16 protein-coding genes are annotated in these 17,244 nt (G+C 57.4%); 7 read left to right on the forward strand and 9 right to left on the reverse strand.

Annotated elements, in window-relative coordinates; translation table 11 throughout:
* Nucleotides 1–45: 45 nt before the first annotated feature.
* Complete coding sequence (locus tag DL88_RS11655; protein ID WP_034996215.1) at nucleotides 46–447, reverse strand: nuclear transport factor 2 family protein; 402 nt, start codon at nucleotides 445–447, stop codon at nucleotides 46–48.
* A 723-nt stretch (nucleotides 448–1,170) separates the two neighbouring features.
* Between DL88_RS11655 and DL88_RS11665 the strand changes: the two genes are divergently transcribed.
* The gene (locus tag DL88_RS11665) at nucleotides 1,171–1,389 is read left to right on the forward strand and encodes a hypothetical protein (RefSeq protein WP_034996221.1); all 219 of its coding nucleotides are present in this window, start codon (nucleotides 1,171–1,173) and stop codon (nucleotides 1,387–1,389) included.
* Nucleotides 1,390–1,693: 304 nt separating this feature from the next.
* On the opposite strand, the gene DL88_RS11670 is transcribed toward DL88_RS11665, so the two are convergent.
* From DL88_RS11670 to DL88_RS11685, 4 genes are all read right to left on the reverse strand, one after another.
* Nucleotides 1,694–2,644 carry an efflux RND transporter periplasmic adaptor subunit gene (locus DL88_RS11670; RefSeq protein WP_034996224.1) on the reverse strand — a complete coding sequence of 317 codons (951 nt, stop codon included), beginning with the start codon at nucleotides 2,642–2,644 and terminating at the stop codon, nucleotides 1,694–1,696.
* 5 nt (nucleotides 2,645–2,649) lie between these two features.
* On the reverse strand, nucleotides 2,650–2,859 hold the full coding sequence (locus DL88_RS11675; RefSeq protein ID WP_370736392.1) for a DUF1656 domain-containing protein: 210 nt from the start codon (nucleotides 2,857–2,859) through the stop codon (nucleotides 2,650–2,652).
* Nucleotides 2,856–5,021: an FUSC family protein gene (locus tag DL88_RS11680; RefSeq protein ID WP_084705141.1), complete on the reverse strand. Its 2,166-nt coding sequence runs from the start codon at nucleotides 5,019–5,021 to the stop codon at nucleotides 2,856–2,858. Before DL88_RS11680 ends, DL88_RS11675 begins: the two co-directional genes overlap by 4 nt.
* Before the next feature lie 539 nt (nucleotides 5,022–5,560).
* Nucleotides 5,561–6,028: a MarR family winged helix-turn-helix transcriptional regulator gene (locus DL88_RS11685; RefSeq protein WP_034996232.1), complete on the reverse strand. Its 468-nt coding sequence runs from the start codon at nucleotides 6,026–6,028 to the stop codon at nucleotides 5,561–5,563.
* Between the two features lie 676 nt (nucleotides 6,029–6,704).
* Here DL88_RS11685 and DL88_RS11690 point away from each other — a divergent pair.
* The 5 genes from DL88_RS11690 (at nucleotide 6,705) to DL88_RS11710 (ending at nucleotide 11,439) form a co-directional block, all read left to right on the forward strand.
* Nucleotides 6,705–7,706 (forward strand): tetratricopeptide repeat protein, encoded by a 1,002-nt coding sequence (locus DL88_RS11690; protein ID WP_084705142.1) that lies wholly within the window; start codon nucleotides 6,705–6,707, stop codon nucleotides 7,704–7,706.
* Nucleotides 7,706–9,118 (forward strand): ribosome biogenesis GTPase Der, encoded by a 1,413-nt coding sequence (gene der, locus DL88_RS11695; RefSeq protein ID WP_034996233.1) that lies wholly within the window; start codon nucleotides 7,706–7,708, stop codon nucleotides 9,116–9,118. The genes DL88_RS11690 and der overlap by 1 nt, the downstream gene beginning before the upstream one ends.
* Nucleotides 9,119–9,249: 131 nt before the next feature.
* Nucleotides 9,250–10,539, forward strand: a complete 1,290-nt coding sequence (locus DL88_RS11700; protein ID WP_156971066.1) for an alpha/beta hydrolase — start codon at nucleotides 9,250–9,252, stop codon at nucleotides 10,537–10,539.
* A gap of 70 nt (nucleotides 10,540–10,609) precedes the next feature.
* Complete coding sequence (locus DL88_RS11705) at nucleotides 10,610–10,834, forward strand: hypothetical protein (RefSeq protein ID WP_034996236.1); 225 nt, start codon at nucleotides 10,610–10,612, stop codon at nucleotides 10,832–10,834.
* Between the two features lie 83 nt (nucleotides 10,835–10,917).
* The gene (locus DL88_RS11710) at nucleotides 10,918–11,439 is read left to right on the forward strand and encodes a hypothetical protein (RefSeq protein ID WP_034996311.1); all 522 of its coding nucleotides are present in this window, start codon (nucleotides 10,918–10,920) and stop codon (nucleotides 11,437–11,439) included.
* 25 nt (nucleotides 11,440–11,464) lie between these two features.
* Here DL88_RS11710 and DL88_RS11715 read toward each other — a convergent pair whose 3' ends face one another.
* Together DL88_RS11715 and purF are read right to left on the reverse strand one after the other, a co-directional pair.
* Nucleotides 11,465–12,214, reverse strand: a complete 750-nt coding sequence (locus DL88_RS11715) for an SDR family NAD(P)-dependent oxidoreductase (protein ID WP_034996238.1) — start codon at nucleotides 12,212–12,214, stop codon at nucleotides 11,465–11,467.
* Nucleotides 12,215–12,332: 118 nt separating this feature from the next.
* Nucleotides 12,333–13,865 carry an amidophosphoribosyltransferase gene (gene purF / locus DL88_RS11720; RefSeq protein WP_034996312.1) on the reverse strand — a complete coding sequence of 511 codons (1,533 nt, stop codon included), beginning with the start codon at nucleotides 13,863–13,865 and terminating at the stop codon, nucleotides 12,333–12,335.
* A gap of 112 nt (nucleotides 13,866–13,977) precedes the next feature.
* On the opposite strand from purF, the gene DL88_RS11725 reads away from it, so the two are divergent.
* Nucleotides 13,978–14,157 carry a hypothetical protein gene (locus DL88_RS11725; protein ID WP_034996241.1) on the forward strand — a complete coding sequence of 60 codons (180 nt, stop codon included), beginning with the start codon at nucleotides 13,978–13,980 and terminating at the stop codon, nucleotides 14,155–14,157.
* Nucleotides 14,158–14,737: 580 nt separating this feature from the next.
* Here the strand turns inward: DL88_RS11725 and DL88_RS11730 are convergent.
* Together DL88_RS11730 and radA are read right to left on the reverse strand one after the other, a co-directional pair.
* Nucleotides 14,738–15,313, reverse strand: coding sequence for a CvpA family protein (locus DL88_RS11730; protein WP_034996244.1), 576 nt, complete (start codon nucleotides 15,311–15,313; stop codon nucleotides 14,738–14,740).
* A gap of 102 nt (nucleotides 15,314–15,415) precedes the next feature.
* On the reverse strand, nucleotides 15,416–16,876 hold the full coding sequence (gene radA / locus DL88_RS11735) for a DNA repair protein RadA (RefSeq protein WP_051955911.1): 1,461 nt from the start codon (nucleotides 16,874–16,876) through the stop codon (nucleotides 15,416–15,418).
* Nucleotides 16,877–17,244 lie beyond the last annotated feature (368 nt).

Below are 17,244 nucleotides of genomic sequence, written 5' to 3' on the forward strand. Positions count from 1 at the left end.
CATCGAATGTCCAGAGGAGCCCGTGCGCTGTCGGGCCACGGTGGATCAATTGAGCTTGATGGGAGAATGCGGCCGTAACGGCTCGCTATCCTGAACCATCGAGGCGATGGGGCTGGCTTGATGATGAATCATGCGCCAGATGCCATGAATACGCCGAAACCAGTTGGTTGTTGCCAGTGGCATGTCACCTGCCATTTCAACACAGCAGACGCGGCCATCGCGCGCTGAAACAATGGCGACCTCTTCGCGCACAACGATTGTTTCCTGCATGGGATTACGCAGAATATTTTTATAGGATTCCAGGACCGCTTGCCGGCCGATGAGAATCGGCCAGCCGGGATGAACGCAGGAAACATCCTCGTCCGCCCAAAGCTCACTCATCCTTGCAAAATCACCGGAAGAAAACGCGCTATAATAGAGAGCGTTCGCTGCAAGTATGTCATCCATATCGGTCAGGCTCGTTTGGGGCGGAAAGCGGTGAGAGGACTAATACCAAATAGCGATGAATATGATTCATTGCGATTTGGCCCCCGCGGATGCGGGCCGGCGGTTTTCCACCGGACCTCATTGAGCCCAACAGATCGGGATCAATGAGACTTGGGATAAGCAAGACTCGTACTGCTTAACGGAGAGCATTTTAAAGGCGAAATATATTCCGCTGTTTTGCTTGCTCTCAAAGCTTGAACCGAAGGTTAAAATTCGAAGTTTCTATTTTTATTTATCCGCTGACACCTATCGAGACGGTCTCGCAATATACTTATGAGCTTTCTATATATTTTTAAAAACACATTGTAATCGTTCAGATCGGCAAGCGGCGTCGGATATCTGGTCTTGATGAAAACGGCCATCGAGACATCGACCGCTGAAACTTGGATTTCACCTCGCCCCAAGCCACTTTGGAGGCGGTGACCTTCAAGCTGAATCGCGCCCTTCCCAACACGCTGGCCGATGGAATTTGGCAAAGTGTTCATGCTTGAGCATGGGCAACAGGGAATACGTATGCCCGAACTTATACCCTTTATGCATTACTGCAATGCACAATTGGGTGCTGCAATCGTGCCGATAGCCGCCTATGTACCGGTGAGCCGGGCAAATCAATACACCCTCGAATGACCGGCACCCTTCCATGAAGGTTCTCCCACGCCTTGCATGGATCTTGGAGGTACTGCCATGAAAAAGATTGGTGTTGGAGCCCTTCTCGTTTTCGCTGCCCTTACGAGTACCGCTATCGCCGGTGAGGTCTATGATCCTGCTCGTTCCTTCCGGGAACGGATTGGCGGAGAAAACCTCAATTATCAGCGCCCGGCGCCGCAGGATTTCGGCGATCAATCGATGACGCATCAGCCGCGCCATGCGCGTGATTTTTATGCCAAGGTGCAGGCTGAATAACAAAGTTTGGATTCTGATGGGAATACGTGCATCAGGATTGGCGTTTGGTCATACTTCTGGCCAACAAAAAACCTCGCTGAATAAGCGAGGTTTTTTGTTGGCTGTGGCGAGAATGGATTTCCGGCTCGGCGTATCTTTGGTTGCGCTGGATGTACGGTAAGGCTCTCGATTTTTGGGAGTAGGGCTTCTTTCAAGCATCTCGGATATGTCCGAAATGCACCACTCAAGAATCGGAGCATTTTCGAAGCAATTCAATCGTATCGGAAATGCTCGATGAACCGGCGCGGATACATGCACACAGGCTTCAGTTCGTCGCGCGGGTCCATAAAGCGGAAAGCTTTTCCGAAAGATTCCAGGGGAAGGCCGCTTCCTTTTCATTCTTGCCTTCCTTGTGTTCGATATAAACCGTGGCCGTACGCCCGGACACGATCTTGATGCCTTCCGGTATGTCCTTCATCGCGATGCGAACGGGAATGCGTTGAGCGAGGCGAACCCAGTTGAAGGTTGGGTTGATATTGGCGAGCAGTGACTCGCTGGCGCCGCGCTCGCGGTCCTCAATGCCGGTGACGATGCTTTCCACCTCGCCACGGATCGGCTTCGTCTCACCCATGACATAAATGAGAGCCTCATCGCCGATATTGATGCGCGGCAATTTGGTTTCCTCGAAATAGGCCATGATATAGAAACTGTCGCTGTCGACGAGGGCCGCGACGCCCTTACCTGCGCTGACATAAACGCCCGGCTGCATTTCGAAATTGGCCATATAGCCATTGACCCTGGCGCGCACTTCGCTGCGTTCCAGGTCAAGCTTTGCCTTGTCCAGATTGGCGAGGGCCAGCTTGTAATTGCCGAGCGCCTGATCACGCGCCGTGAGGATTTCCTCCCGCTTCTGATCCGAGACGGCGCGCGAGGTCAGTTGCGAGTAGCGAATTTGATCGCGTTCCGCCTGGTCGAGTGCTGCCTTCGCGGTTTTCACATTGGCCTCGGCCTGCTCGACGGCGATCTTGAAACGCACCTGATCGATGATGAAGATCACATCGCCTTTTTTGACGCGTTCATTGTCTTCCACTTCGATCTTGCTGACGATACCGGAGACGTCGGGCGCGACCTGGACAACATCGGCGCGGATACGGGCATCACGTGTCCAAGGCGCGTCCATATAATAGTCCCAGATATGGAATCCGGCGAACAAGGCGATGACGACGCTGACCAATGTGATGAGAATGCGCCCGAATGATTCGAAGAAGCGCGACATTGAAGCTAGAGTCCTTTTGCAACTTGGCTGAGGCCGCCAAGAGTGATGAAAAACAATGCGACATCAAACAGGGCCCGGTACCAGACGTATCGGTAGAAACCGAGCCAGTTCAGAAGGCGCGACAGAAGGTTGCTGAGGATGTAGGCGATCGATGCCAACACCAGCAATTGCGGCGCATAGACGCCGTAGAAGTCGAATTCTCCAGGCACTCTCATACGGCCTGTTTCCATTTCATTGAAGGGATGGATGTGGGGGCGGAAAGCGTTAATGATACCGGGGGCGGGTTTTGTGCGCGCGGAGTTTCGGGCAACGTCAATTCGGGCAAAGCCTTTCCCGGGAAGAACGTATGCCGGATGCCGAACAAGGCAATCAGGGTCTCGTCGCGGCGATCGGACAAAGCGCTCGCGAAGACTTCGCGCAAGGCAATGTCGATGGCCGAGAGAAGCTGATCGAAGTCGGCTTGCGGCGCGGATCCATCGACGCCATGGGCCTTGTGGACGAAGATGATGGCGATGTTTTCGCGCACCGCTGCGAGATGGCTCGCAATATCGAATGGAAGCAGGGGTTCGAGGCGGCGTAATTCGACGACATCGAGGCCGATGGCGGTTTCCTGCGTCGGTGCGATCCAGGACGGGATTTTCTCGCCGAATGTATTGAGACGGCGTGCGAGAAGGCCAAGCCTGTCCATCATGCGATAGGCGAAAAGCGGTTCGTTGGTGATCCAACGATTGTGCGATACGGCCGCGATTTCTGTCCAGCCGGCAGCAAGCAGTCTTTGCGCGGTTTTCTCGACGGCGAACAGACGGATGAGACCGACGATGGCGGGCGTTATCGTGAAGGCGAAGAGCATGGCCAACACGCTATTGGTGAATGATGCGAGATCGGCTTGATAGCGGCTTTGCGGATTGACCAGAATGCCCAGCAAAAGCGCGGACAGAACGCCGAAGACCGATAGACGCGGAATGCTGACGATCGCGCCGAAGATCAGCAGGAAAGGCGCAAAACACAGGGCGAGAAGCGGGAAACCGTCGATCATCGGCAGCAAGCCGAACAGCACGATGAACCCGGCTATGGCGGCAACGATCGTCGCCTTGGCGAATGTAAGGATCGCCGACGTAGGATTCTCGCCCAAGGCTCCGATCGAGGCGCCGAGCGCCGCCATTTGCGCGGCGATGGTGCCGCCGGGCCAAGTCGTGGAGATAGCGAAGATACAGCAGACGATCACAGAGAAGAAGGCGCCGAGTGCCGAGCGGAAAGCCGCCCCATGATCGCGGTGCAGTGGATAGGCGTTGCTGCCCGGCGGGCGGCCCAGCGCGCGGCCCGCGCGTGCATTGGTCCATAAGGTGAGACTCGCCAGGAAATGGTCGAGGAAGCGGCGTAAGCGGGACAGGAAGTTTTTGCGCAACAGGCCATCGACGTCTTTGATCGGCCCTTCCTGAGATTCAAGGCGCGTGACGGCGGTATAGAGCCGGCTCATCGCCTCGGATTGTTCCCGTATCTCGTCCTTATGCAGGGATTCGACCATACGGGTCTCGATCTCCTGGAGATCGGGTGCCGTCGGTGTCTGCGTGGCGTCGCTTTGTTCTTTCAGGGCAATGCCAGCCTGTTCAAGGCTAAACAGCAATGGGATCTGTAGAACGATGCGATGGTGGAGAATGCGGATATAATGCCGCAGCGTATGATAGGTCGAATGTTCGTAATAGAGATGCGTGACCTGTCCGTAGGAATCCGAGACTTCGCGTGCCAGCCGGCTGCGTTCCCGCTTGAGGTCTTGCTCGTGGGCAGTGCTCTCCGGGGAAGTACTCTCCAGCGAGTGAGTGCTGAGTTCATTCAGCATCACAAACCAATTGTCGATTCGCTTGGCGAGAAGCGGGCCGATGTGGCGCACGAAAATGAGCTCGCTCATCATGGTGCCGCAGACGATGCCGATGACGATTTCCTCAACGCGCGCGACTGTAACATCGAAGATGTTTACCGGCGTGTCGATGGATGAGAAGCCGATGATCGAGGCTGTGTAGCCTGCGAGCATGAACACATAGGAGCGCGGAGTGCGGTCGAGCAGCGAGATGTAAAGACAAAGGCCGCACCAGCCGGCCAGCAGCACGATGAGGAGCTCCGGCGCGCTTTGCAGCGTCGGGATGCTCAACAGGGCGACGCCGGCGCCGAGCAGGGTGCCGATGATGCGGAAAAAGGATTTCGAGGCGACCTGACCGGCGATCGGCTGGGAGACGAGATAGACCGTGCCCATCGCCCAGGCGGGGCGCTCGAGATCGAAGGCGAAGGCGATATAAAGCGCGAGCACCGCGGCGAAAAAGGTTTTCAGTGAAAACAGCCAGTCGGCGTCTTTAAGCTCCTTCAACAACGATGGGGACATCATGGTCTTGGCTCTTGTCTTGGCTTGCGTCTCTTGCCGCGAAAATTCGGATGGCCTGCCGGCAGGAGCGCCGGACTTGCGAGATTATTCAGGCCGGAGGCCTCCCCGGAGCAGGGTGCGTCGATCGCCGTCCTGTTCCATGGGAAAAGAGTATGAAGGCGAATCCTTCGATCTCAAGGCGATGCTGTCTCGACCCTCGTCGCGTCGATCGCTTCTGAGCCTCCCAAACGCGGCATCTCAATAAGGTGGAGCATTTTCAGATGCCTTCAATCGGGGAGCGATTCGTTTGAAAGGAAAATTGCGCTAACGCCTATCCCTCGCGGGGGGAATCGCCATGTGATTCAAAGTCATTGAAAAAAGTCCCATTGTCGATCGAAGGGGCTGTCTGGACCATCCGACCGAGCGGATGCTCCGGATTATTATTCATTTGTCTCTATTAATTGTTTTATTCTGAACGCCATTGAACCAGGTGGGGAAGGATTCAACGGCGTTCGGCGGCAAGCCGCAGAGCAATGCGATGAATTGACTATCGCAATTGCGTGTCAGGCATCCAATTCTTCGCGCGCGAGCAGCGCACTCAGATCGGCATCGAGAACTTCAAGAACGTGCATGGCGACGTCGAGGTCGCCAGGCTCTATATTACCTAACAGGGCCTGCCGGACTTTTTTCACGACATGCTCGATATGTTCGGCCTTTTCCCGTCCGGCTTCTGTGAGATCGATCAGCTTGGCACGGCGGTCTCGCGAATCTTCGCGACGTGTGACGAGCTTGTCGCCTTCCAGCATATCGATGAGCCGCACGAGCGAGGGGCCCTCGACGCCCAGTTCATCTGCCAGCACTCCCTGACGCATACCCCCGCTTCTCAGCAAAATGATGAGCGGCAAAGCGGTCGATTGCGAAAGACCTTCCGTGGAAAGCACCTGATCCAGAACCCGCCGCCAGTTGCGCCCGACGCGGATGACGATCTGTCCGAATAGGGCAACGGAGGGGAGGGAGCGAGCACTAGCCATGGCTATTAGATAGTGTCCTAATAAAAAGGGGTCAATGTATTTTGCTGCTATCTTTGACGCTGAAAAGCTTCGTGCAAGCCAGCCATGCGAATCTAACATGATGAAAGAAAGTAAGGATTTCGATGTTCGGCGCGTTTGGGGAGCGAGCGTCCGGTGCAAACGAGGGTCTGTAAAATTCATTTTACAGACCCATGGGACAGGCTCGCCCGGATCAAATTAGCAATTGATAATGATCTGAGCTTTTGTTGACTTTCGAAGGGTGGAGAAAAAACGGAGTTCACCAAGAAAAGTGGCGAGAAATTTACAGGCTTACCTTAATTAATTCTTTCTTTTCATCGGCTCGCCACACCTCATGCTTGAGAACGATTTTTCTGCTGGCAGGTTGAAACCGAGAGGCGGGACGGGTATCGGTCTCAAGGACCATTGAAGAGCCGTGGGAGCGAGGCTTCGTGTTTGGGCTTGGTCGTACGCTGAAATCGCAGACTGCGGTTTTGCCATTTCTCGCGCGAGCCGCCAGCCATCTCGCATGGCCAGTATGTCGTTGCGGCGAAATTCCCCACCCGCCGCCATCAGAGCTGCAGCCCGAAAATTTGGCGTGAACGTTTCATCTCTTGAATATCAGCCAGAGAATTTCAGCCCAAAAGTGTCAGCCCGAGAGTCTTAGCCAAGGTAACATATGAGTGATTTTTTTCGTGAGGTGGATGAGGATGTCCGCCGCCAGCGCATCATTGATTTTCTTGGCCGCTATCGATTTCTGCTAGCGGGCGTCATTCTTTTCGTGATCTTCGGCGCGGTGGCTTGGCGTGTGACGATGAGCCATCGTCTGGCCGAAGCCGAAGCGACAGGTGCGCACTATCAGGCGGCACTTGATCTTGCTCAGGCGGGGGATCAGACCAAGGCTCTGGCTGCACTCAAAGCCCTGGGCGAAAATGCCCCCAAGGGTTATGAGGCACTGGCGCAGCTGCGGTCGATCGATGCGGAGGTTACCAAAGACCCTCTCGCCGCCACGGGCGCTTATATGGCTTTTGCCGAAGATCAAAAGTTGCCGCAGTCTCTGCGCGATATTGCCAGGGTGCGGGCTTTGTATCTGCAAGCGGATCAACTGGACCCGAACCAGTTTGAAGAGCGGGCGGCCAGCTTGGCAAAGGGAGATTTCGCCTTCCGCAATTCGGCGCGTGAACTGCTCGCGCTTGCCGCGCTCAAGCGCAAGGATTTTGATGCCGCGGGCCGTTGGCTCGACCAGATCGTGGTTGATCCCGGCGCGCCGGCGGCCATGCGCCAGCGGGCCAGCGCCTTTCTCGGCCTCGTGCAAGCCGGGAAACCTGCGCCGGAGCCTAAACCTGTTCCGCAGTCGAAGCCTTCGGGAGAGACCAAACCTCCCGCAGAGCCTCAATCGACTCCAAAGGTGGAGTCCACCGTCGAGCCCAAGGCTGCAATCGAGCCAAAAGCTGTTGACGAAACCAAGTCCGCTACCGAGCCCGCATCGGACAATACCGCCCCGGTCAATAAAGATGAGCCTTCCTCGGATGTGCAATCGCAGCCGGAAGGCGAAGCCGCAAAGGCTTCTAGCGAGCAGCCGGCTACGGGTACGGAAGCACCATCGGGGAACGTCGACAAGCCTGCGGAGGCTTCCGGCGCGCAGCAGGAACAAACCAATCCGGAGGCTCCTAAACCCTGATGCTCACCATTGCCATCATCGGACGTCCGAACGTCGGTAAGTCCACGCTGTTCAACCGGCTTGTCGGCAAGAAGCTCGCGCTGGTCGATGATCGGCCTGGCGTAACGCGTGACCGGCGTGAAGGAGACGCTAAGCTCGGTGATCTCACCTTCAAGATCATCGACACCGCCGGACTTGAGGAAGGTAATGAGGCGAGTCTTTCCGGCCGGATGCGAGCCCAGACCGAAGCCGCGATCGAACAGGCGGATGGCATATTCTTTCTGTTCGATGTCCGTGCGGGACTGACGCCGGAAGATCGCTTCTTTGCCGGCCTTGTCCGGCGTGCAGGCAAGCCTTTGATCCTGATCGCCAACAAGGCGGAGGGCCGCACTGGCGTGACCGGCGCCATGGAAGGATTCGACCTTGGGCTTGGTGATCCCGTCGCTTTCTCTGCGGAACATGGCGAAGGTCTGGCCGATCTTTACGACGCCTTGCGTGAGGCTTTTCCGGCGGAAACCGAACTTTCCGAAGAGGATGAAGCGGTCGAGAAACGTCCGCAATTCGATGAAAACGAGGATGGCTCCGAGCTCGATCTGACGAAGCCCTTGCGCATCGCAGTCGTTGGACGACCGAATGCGGGAAAGTCCACCTTGCTCAATCGTATTCTTGGCGAGGACCGCCTGCTGACGGGACCGGAGGCGGGATTGACCCGCGATTCGATTGGGCTCGATCTCGAATGGCGCGGACGCAAAATGAAGATTTTCGACACGGCGGGTCTGCGCCGCCGGGCGAAAATCGAGGATAAGCTCGAAAAGCTGGCTGCCGCCGATGCCTTGCGTGCCGTGCGTTTCGCGGAAGTCGTAGTTCTGCTGCTTGATGCCACAATCCCCTTCGAGAAACAGGATTTGACGATTGCCGATCTCGTCGAACGGGAAGGGCGGGCGCTGGTGATTGCGCTCAACAAATGGGACCTGATCGGCGCCGACGATGCCGAGCGCGGCGAGAGATTGGCCATCCTTCGCGAAGAAGCGGCGCGCCTTCTGCCACAGGTCAAGGGAACGCCCGTCGTTCCGGTGTCGGCAACGACAGGAGAGGGTCTCGATCGCCTGATGGCGGCGATCGAAAAGGTGCATGTTATCTGGAACAAGCGGATTTCAACCGCGCGGCTCAATCGTTGGCTCGAAGGCGCTTTGGAACAGACCCCGCCGCCTGCGGTGTCGGGCCGCCGCATCAAGATCCGTTACATGACCCAGTTGCGCGCCCGGCCACCCTATTTCCTTCTGTTCGGCAATCAGCTGGACGCCTTGCCGCAGAGCTATGAGCGTTTTCTGGTGAATGGCCTGCGCCAGACCTTCGACCTTCCGGGCGTTCCGATCCGTCTGTCGCGAAAGACTACGGACAATCCCTATGCTCCCACAAGGAAACGCAAATAGACGCCGAGTGGTCGGATTGGGCTGACACTTAATGCTTCAAGCCAAGGCATTCGTCTTGTGTTGACACATTTGGTGCGATGCTCGGCGTAACTATGCCATCTGGCTTTTCCCGCACAGCTGAAGGAGTTCGAATGTCTCGCCGCCTCCTCACCTTTGGGATCGTGCTGGTGCTGGCCTCATGCCGATGGGGCATTGCGCCAGCGGCTGAAGCGACCGAGGATTGCGTCAATGAGGTCCTCTCTGGCGTAAGCTACAGGTTCATCGGCCAGTGGGATGTCGAAAAGCTGAACCATATTCTCAGCCTTGATGCTCCGGAGGTCTTTGGCGTTTCACCTTCCTACGCTCCGGCGAGAAACGCGGTGAACCTTTATCGCGTCACCTATCCTTCGGTTATTCCCGAACAGGGAAACAAGCCGACGCTGGCTTCTGGCCTTCTCGCCATACCGGATAATGCTGCTGATACGATGCCGATGCTTTCCTATCAGCATGGCACTGTCTATGGAAAAGATGAGGTTCCATCCTTTCCGGAGCGCTCGCCTGAAACCCAGCTCGTTCTCGCCCAGTTCGCCGGGCAAGGCTATGTGGTGATCGGCGCGGATTATTTCGGAATGGGACTATCGCAGGAGCCAGAGGGCTATCTCGTCAAGGCCAGCCACCAGCAAGCCACTTATGACATGCTGCGCGCGGCCCGCGCGGTGCTCGCGCATATGCACCGCTCGACCAGTAAACTGCTGCTGGGAGGATGGTCGCAGGGCGGCTTCGTGACGATGGCTTTTCTTGAAAAGCTCGAAAATGCCGGTGAAACAGTGGCTGGCGCCGCGACGGCGAGCGCGCCGGTCGATATTTTCCTCGGGCTGAATGGTTTTTTGCAATTTCCTCGTGCGAATGACGCGAGCTGGGTCTCGACGCTGTTTATCCTTTCGGCCTTTTCGTTCGAGAATTATTATAACGTGCCGGGACTTACCCGCTCGCTCATCAATGACGAATATTACGACGCGTCCCGCAAGCTTTACGACCATCAAACCGCCGGGGCCGCGCAGATTCCAGGCGATCTGCACAAGCTCATCCGGGCGGATTATTTCAAGCCCTATTTCTTTGCGGCTTCGGCCTATGGTCGGCTTCTGAACGGCAAAGCGACTGCTTACCGTTGGGTTATAAAAACGCCCGTGCGCAATTATTATGGCGAGGCGGATGAAATCATTTCCGTGGGTCTCGGCAGACTCGCCATGAGCTATCAGGAAGCCATGGGCAACGGTAATCATGCCGTTGAGGCTGTCTCGACGGGTGCCACGAATCACCGCGGCACATTCGCGACGGCGGTCCCGCTTTGGAAGACATGGTTTGACGATCTCAAGGGAGCCGAGGATGGCACCCGCTTAAGGTCCGAAATCCCGGGTAAAAGGATTGATGCGCGGGATTGATCCTTTGGAATTTCGGCGCGTCTGTTGCTTGCAAAGGATCATCCTCACGCATCGATAATGAGAGAAGGCCATGCCGTATTATCTCTATGAGGTTCCCGTCCTGAATTATAGCGAGGAGCGTAATTGGGCGACCGAGGCGGAGGCCTGGTCCGCTATCAAACATGTCGCCCGGCGCTGCGTGGAGAGGGGGGCAGCCAAGGATCAGCCGCTGATTTTCAAGGAAAAATCGTCCGGCGAAATTCTCTATCAAGGCCCGCTTAGCGAGGCTTCGAAACCCTTGCCACCAAGAGTGTGATCCTATTACAGGGGAGATAAAGCGGCGGCGGCCCGTCGAATTTGATCCTTCAGCCGCTTCAATCCATCAGAAAGAGAGCCGCATTGTCCGATTCCGACGAAGGCCTTTCCTTTCCGCGCCGTCTGCTTCTGCGCCTGGCGCAAGCTGTCGTCTTCATCTATCTGGTTCTCGACGCCATCCTAGCGCCGCTGTTCCAGCCGATCGTCCGCTGGTTTGCTGAATTGGCCCTGATCCAGCGCCTTGAACGCCTGATCGCTGATCTTTCCCCCTATACGATCCTCATTCTGCTGGCGATTCCCTTCGTCATTGCCGAGCCGGCCAAACTTTACGCCCTCTATTTGATCGGCGCTGGTCATATGGTCTTGGGCGTCGCGACGCTGATCGGGGCCTATCTCATCAGTCTTTTGGTCGTGGACCGCATCTATCAGGCCGGGGCTTTCAAGTTGCGGCTTATCGAATGGTTCGACCATCTCATGTCATGGCTTACCCATTACCGTGACAAGCTGGTGCGTTTCGTTCATTCGACGGCGATCTGGCAGGCGGCCATGCGGCTGAAAAGGGATATGAAGGAATGGTTTGCCGAGCTCGGGCTCGGGCGGCAATAGGCTTTGGCCGGTTCACTGGGCCGGATCATTCCGGCCTGTGGAAGCTCAAGACGCGGTCTTGCGGAAAATCGTAAAGCACCCCGGTCTTGGTCCAGCTCGGGTTGCATAAAGCGAGGATTTTCGGGCTTAAATCTTCCGGTGTGCGCAACGTCATTGGATCCTCGCCAGGCATGGCCTTGGCCCGCATGGCGGTGCGCAGCGGACCGGGATTGACCAGCATTACCCGGACGGGAGAGACATTCTCGGTTTCGGCGGCATAAGTGCGCGCTAGTGCGTCGAGCGCAGCCTTGGAGGTTGCATAGGGACCCCAATAGGGCTTGAAGTCGGCGCGATGGCCGGCGCCTGACGTGATGAAGATGACCCGGCCAGCATCGGATGTGCGCAGGAGCGGATCAAGCGAACGGATCAGCCGGTAATTGGCGGTGACATTGACGGCGAAGACATCGTCCCATTGCTTCGGTTCAACATGGGCGAGCGGGCTCACCGGTCCGAGAAGGCCAGCATTGCCTATGAGAATGTCGAGTTTGCCCCAACGACCGTGAATCGCATGGCCAAGCCGGTCAAGCGCATCAAAATCCTTGAGATCGCAGGGCACGAGAGTGGCTTCGCTTCCCGCGCCGCGAATCTCGTCGTCGAGATCTTCCAGCGCACCTTGCGTGCGGGCGAGAGCGATGACATGGGCACCCGCGCGGGCAAGATCAATCGCGACGGCGCGGCCGACGCCGCGCGAGGCGCCGGTGACGAGAGCAATGCGGCCGGTGAGCGGTTTGGTCATGGGAAAGCCTTCGCCAAAAACGAAAGGGAACTCCGGTTCCCCGGAAGTTCCCTTCTAACGTTCCCAGGCCTGTTCCGAAACCGGAAGGTGGCGGGTTCCGACGAAAGTGGCGGTTTGCTCAGCTCGCCTCGGCGAGCAGGGAAAGCTGGCTGCGGGCCTCACCCATCACATCGGTCAGCGGCGTCGGATAATCGCCGGTAAAGCAATGGTCGGTGAATTGCGGCCGTGCCGGATCGCGGCCTGGTTCGCCCATGGCACGATAGATGCCGTCGACGGAAAGGAAGGCCAGCGAATCCGAACCGATATAGGCGCGCATTTCTTCCAGCGAATGGGTGGCGGCAAGGAGCTTTTCCCGCTCCGGCGTGTCGATGCCGTAATAATCGGGATAGGAGATCGGCGGCGAGGAAATGCGGAAATGCACCTCGCGCGCGCCGGCCTCTCGCATCATCTGCACGATTTTCACTGATGTCGTGCCGCGCACGATTGAGTCATCGAGCAGGACGATCCTTTTGCCCTCCACGACGGAGCGGTTGACACTATGCTTGAGCCGGACGCCGAGTTCGCGCACCGTTTGGGTCGGCTGAATGAAGGTGCGGCCGACATAATGATTGCGAATGATGCCGAGCTCGAACGGAATGCCGGACTGCTGGGAAAAGCCGAGAGCGGCCGGGACGCCGGAATCCGGCACCGGAACGATGACATCGGCATCCACAGCGCTTTCACGGGCAAGTTCCATCCCCATGGCCTTGCGTACCGCATAGACGGATTTGCCTTGGACGATCGAATCCGGCCGGGCGAAATAGATATATTCGAAGATACAGGGCCGCATTGGGCGCGCCGGGAAAGGCTTCAAACTTTCGATTCCCTTTTCGGAAATGACGACCACTTCACCATTTTCGACATCACGAATGAAACGCGCGCCGATGATGTCGAGCGCGCAGGTTTCCGAAGCGAGAATGTAATGACCATCGAGCTGGCCGATGACGAGGGGCCGGATGCCGAGCGGATCGCGCGCGCCGATGAGTTTCTTGTTGGAGATAGCGACAAGCGCATAAGCGCCCTCGATCGTACCGATTGCCTCGATGAAACGCTGGACCAGGCGGGTCTTGCGGCTGCGCGCGACGAGATGCAGGATCACCTCAGTATCGGAGGTCGACTGATAGATCGCGCCTTCGCGCACGAGTTGGCTGCGCAGCGTCAATCCATTGGTGAGATTGCCGTTATGGGCGACGGCAAAGCCGCCGGCATTGTGATCTTCGGAACTGAGTTCGGCGAAGAGCGGCTGCACATTGCGCAGGATCGTCTCACCGGTGGTCGAATAGCGGACATGTCCGATGGCGACCGCGCCAGGCAGATGGTTGATGGTCGAGGCGGAGGAGAAATGATCACCGACGAGACCCAGACGGCGCTCCGAATAAAAGCGGGTTCCGTCAAAGGTGACGATGCCGGCGGCTTCCTGACCGCGGTGTTGCAGCGCGTGCAGACCAAGCGCGGTGATGGCGGCGGCATCGGGATGGCCAAAAATACCGAAGACGCCGCATTCCTCGCGCAGGCGATCCCCCTCAAGATCGAGGGATTCGGGTGTAGAGTCAGGCTCCGTCACGGAAGGCGAGAAACGGAAATTCTCCGGCGAGCAGCTTGCTTCATCCATGGAACCAACTCCACAAGGGTTTGTGGGGAAAAGACATTGGATTGTGTCCAGACCGATCAACAGACAGAAGCATGCCTCCGGCCGGCGGCCAGGCACGCCGACGAATAACGCCATGAGGCAAGCAGAATTTCCTCAAGAACAGGAGCGGGAAAAAGCGCATCTGGCTGATTTCCACTCTCTTTTTCGCGGGTTGATGGACAACGCCGAAGTCACGAAGCCGCTTCCTCGCAGCTTGTCTTGTTTGTTCAAGCAAAAGCTAAGCCGCTTCTGCGTCATATTCCTGACATTCTGACGCATTACGATAGTTGTATAGCCTTGGAATCAGCATTCACCATGATGGGGTGGATTGGCTTTCCAAAGGGTCGTGATCTTTTCGCGCTTTTATTCATAATCGCGGGAAAGATCGACTATTTATTTTCTTGAGGCATGGATGATCGAGATCAATTTTCTCTCTCCATAGCTGTATTTTACCCTAAATATGGGTTTAGACGCCGCTGTTGAAACAGCTTATCCACTCAAAAAGCGTACATGACGGCGCCTCTTCTTTTCCTGCCGAGTTGCGGGTCGCTGGCTGGCTGTGAATGTGCATCTGTTCACTTTATCGTGAAGCTTGCTGAGAAGGTCTCGTGGCTCCTGAGCTCGAAATGAAAGCGGGATCCGTTTGGACGCCTCCAAACGGATCCCGATCAAGAAGAAGTGCAATTTCAATTGGTTTGATTGGTCGGGGCGGATGAGATGCCCTTAGAGCATGTTCGGATGTTTCCGAACTGCTCCACTTGAAAACGCTCTGGATCCACCGCCCTGCGAACGCCTGAAAAATCTCGATGCGCTTGCTTTTTCAGGCCTCGGGACAAAGGCTTGGCTCTTCTTCCTCAATTGGCCGGCGCGGGCGCGTTTTTAAGGGCATCACTGTCGGGCTCGGATTCCTCCGGCGTGGTTTTCGGCTTCTTCAGACGCGCGAGGAAACCTTCCGGATCATCGGGCAGAACATTCAGCAATTGCGCTCCGGCGCCTTGCAGCAGCGGACGCATACGGGCGGTCTTCACCCATTCTGGCTGGTTCTGCTCTGGAACAAGCCAGTTGAAGAAGATGAAGGCGATGACACACAGCAAGAGGCCGCGCGCCGCACCGAAAACGAAGCCCAGGGAACGATCGAGCGCGCCCACCTTCGAATCGAGAATGACATCGGACAATTGGATCGTGACGATCGAAACGAGAATCAAAGTCACGAAGAAGACGAGGGCGGCGGAGGCGGCTTCGGCCAGCACATCCTTCGCGATATAAGGTTTTATATAGGGAAGGACCAAGGGATAGAAATAGATCGCCGCCAATGCCGCCGCGCCCCAGGAGGCGATGGCCAGAACCTCGCGGGTGAAGCCGCGGAGCATGGCGAGAATGGCTGAAATGAGAACGACGACGATCAGCCCCAGATCGAGATAGGATGGCATGGTCTCAAGGTCTCTCGTGCGAAGCCGACAAAGCGGAAGCGCGGAATTCCTGACGGTTCCGCAACCCCTGGCCGTTTCTTATAGATAAGGGTTAAGCTTTCGTCACCGTGGTGCGGAACTTTTCGGCGTTGATTTCTCGCTATTGCGGCTCTCCTTCAAAATAGCACCGACGATCGCGCCGATATGGCCGCAAGGGGTGAGCGTCAATCCGCTGGGCGCCGCTTCCTGCACGGGCTTTTTCTCCCGGGGCTTTGTTCCCTCGGCTTTCTCCTGCGCGGAAGGCGGCAGAACGGCGCTCGAAAAGCCGAGCTTGGCGGCCTCGCGCAGACGGGCGAGAGCATGGGCGACGGGCCGCACAGCGCCAGAAAGCGCGATTTCGCCGAAAAACACACGGTCCACTGGCAGGCTGACGCCGCTGAGCGAGGAAACGAGGGCGGCGGCGGCGGCGAGATCGGCGGCGGGCTCGTTGATCCGCAAGCCGCCCGCGACATTGAGATAAAGATCATATTGGCCGAGCCGCACATTGGCATGGGCCTCAAGCACGGCGACGATCATGGCGAGGCGGCTCGTATCCCAGCCAACAACGGCGCGACGCGGCGTGCCGAGCGAACTCGGAGCGACAAGCGCCTGGATTTCGACAAGAAGCGGCCGCGTGCCTTCCATGCCGGCGAAGACGGCGGCCCCGGGCGTTGCGGCGTCGCGGCCGGAAAGAAACAGAGCGGAAGGGTTCGCGACTTCGGCAAGACCACGTCCGGTCATTTCGAACACGCCGATTTCATCGGTCGGGCCGAAGCGGTTCTTCACCGCGCGCAAAATGCGGAAGGCGCGTCCGCTCTCGCCCTCGAAGGAGATCACCGCATCGACCATATGTTCGACGACGCGGGGGCCGGCGATCTGCCCATCCTTAGTGACATGGCCGACGAGGATCACCACCGCCCCGAGCGTTTTGGCGAAGCGGATCAGCGTCTGCGCCGAACCACGCACCTGGCTTACGGTGCCGGGCGCCGCCTCGATTGCATCGCTCCACATGGTCTGGATCGAATCGATGACCACGAGCGCCGGTTTGCGCCCCTCGCCGAGTGTCGCGACAATATCCTCGACGCCTGTCTCCGAGGCGAGTTCGACGGCCGAGCCGCCGAGTCCGAGCCGCTCGGCCCTGAGGCGCACCTGGGCAACGGCTTCCTCACCGGAAATATAAGCCACCCGGTGTCCAGCATTGGCCAAGGCGGCGCAGGCCTGGATGAGCAGCGTGGACTTGCCGATACCCGGCTCGCCGCCGAGCAGCAGGACGGAGCCGGGCACGAAGCCGCCGCCGGTGACGCGGTCGAGTTCGCTCATGCCGGTCAGAAGCCGCGGCGGTGGAACATGTTCTTTCTCGCCGAGGCCGGTAAGGGCAAAAATGCGTCCCTTCCGCCGTGACGGAACGGCGCGTGCGCCGATGCCGGAATCGCCAGCCTCCTCGATGATCATATTCCATTCACCGCAGGCATCACAACGGCCCTGCCAGCGCTGTGTGACCGCGCCGCAGGCCTGGCAGACATAGCTGGTACGGGTCTTGGCCATGACGATGCGATTCCTCGGCTGGTCTTTCCGGATGCGTCGATCCCGCCTGTGCGCATTCGCGGCGCTCGCGCCACCCGTGGCCGCCACAATGGGTCAGGAAGCGGCCTTTTTAGAATGCTGGATCGTTCAAGTCCAATGCGTCGTATCGTGAGTTGAGAGCGGCACCTTTTGCAATGCCGCGCATTTTCCATGCTGACGAACCGGAGGATACAATCTGTAATCTCACCGGTGTCGCAAGCTTGTACGAAGGAGATGGAATATGGGGAGGCCTGCAAAATTCCTTTTCTGTTTTTTCCTTTTACTTCTTGTGTTTAATCGGCTGTCGCATGCGGCTGATGATGTCAAATCCATCAATGTTCATTTTCCGG

The organism is Beijerinckia mobilis (assembly GCF_000745425.1).
In the GTDB taxonomy this organism is placed as follows: Bacteria; Pseudomonadota; Alphaproteobacteria; order Rhizobiales; family Beijerinckiaceae; genus Beijerinckia; species Beijerinckia mobilis.

Bases quoted from the DNA above. Each gene is read 5' to 3' on its own strand.
- DL88_RS11655 (WP_034996215.1), bottom strand. From the start codon at position 447: ATGGATGACATACTTGCAGCGAACGCTCTCTATTATAGCGCGTTTTCT.
- DL88_RS11665 (WP_034996221.1), top strand. From the start codon at position 1,171: ATGAAAAAGATTGGTGTTGGAGCCCTTCTCGTTTTCGCTGCCCTTACG.
- DL88_RS11670 (WP_034996224.1), bottom strand. From the start codon at position 2,644: ATGTCGCGCTTCTTCGAATCATTCGGGCGCATTCTCATCACATTGGTC.
- DL88_RS11675 (WP_370736392.1), bottom strand. From the start codon at position 2,859: ATGAGAGTGCCTGGAGAATTCGACTTCTACGGCGTCTATGCGCCGCAA.
- DL88_RS11680 (WP_084705141.1), bottom strand. From the start codon at position 5,021: ATGATGTCCCCATCGTTGTTGAAGGAGCTTAAAGACGCCGACTGGCTG.
- DL88_RS11685 (WP_034996232.1), bottom strand. From the start codon at position 6,028: ATGGCTAGTGCTCGCTCCCTCCCCTCCGTTGCCCTATTCGGACAGATC.
- DL88_RS11690 (WP_084705142.1), top strand. From the start codon at position 6,705: ATGAGTGATTTTTTTCGTGAGGTGGATGAGGATGTCCGCCGCCAGCGC.
- der (WP_034996233.1), top strand. From the start codon at position 7,706: ATGCTCACCATTGCCATCATCGGACGTCCGAACGTCGGTAAGTCCACG.
- DL88_RS11700 (WP_156971066.1), top strand. From the start codon at position 9,250: ATGTCTCGCCGCCTCCTCACCTTTGGGATCGTGCTGGTGCTGGCCTCA.
- DL88_RS11705 (WP_034996236.1), top strand. From the start codon at position 10,610: ATGCCGTATTATCTCTATGAGGTTCCCGTCCTGAATTATAGCGAGGAG.
- DL88_RS11715 (WP_034996238.1), bottom strand. From the start codon at position 12,214: ATGACCAAACCGCTCACCGGCCGCATTGCTCTCGTCACCGGCGCCTCG.
- purF (WP_034996312.1), bottom strand. From the start codon at position 13,865: ATGGATGAAGCAAGCTGCTCGCCGGAGAATTTCCGTTTCTCGCCTTCC.
- DL88_RS11725 (WP_034996241.1), top strand. From the start codon at position 13,978: ATGAGGCAAGCAGAATTTCCTCAAGAACAGGAGCGGGAAAAAGCGCAT.
- DL88_RS11730 (WP_034996244.1), bottom strand. From the start codon at position 15,313: ATGCCATCCTATCTCGATCTGGGGCTGATCGTCGTCGTTCTCATTTCA.
- radA (WP_051955911.1), bottom strand. From the start codon at position 16,876: ATGGCCAAGACCCGTACCAGCTATGTCTGCCAGGCCTGCGGCGCGGTC.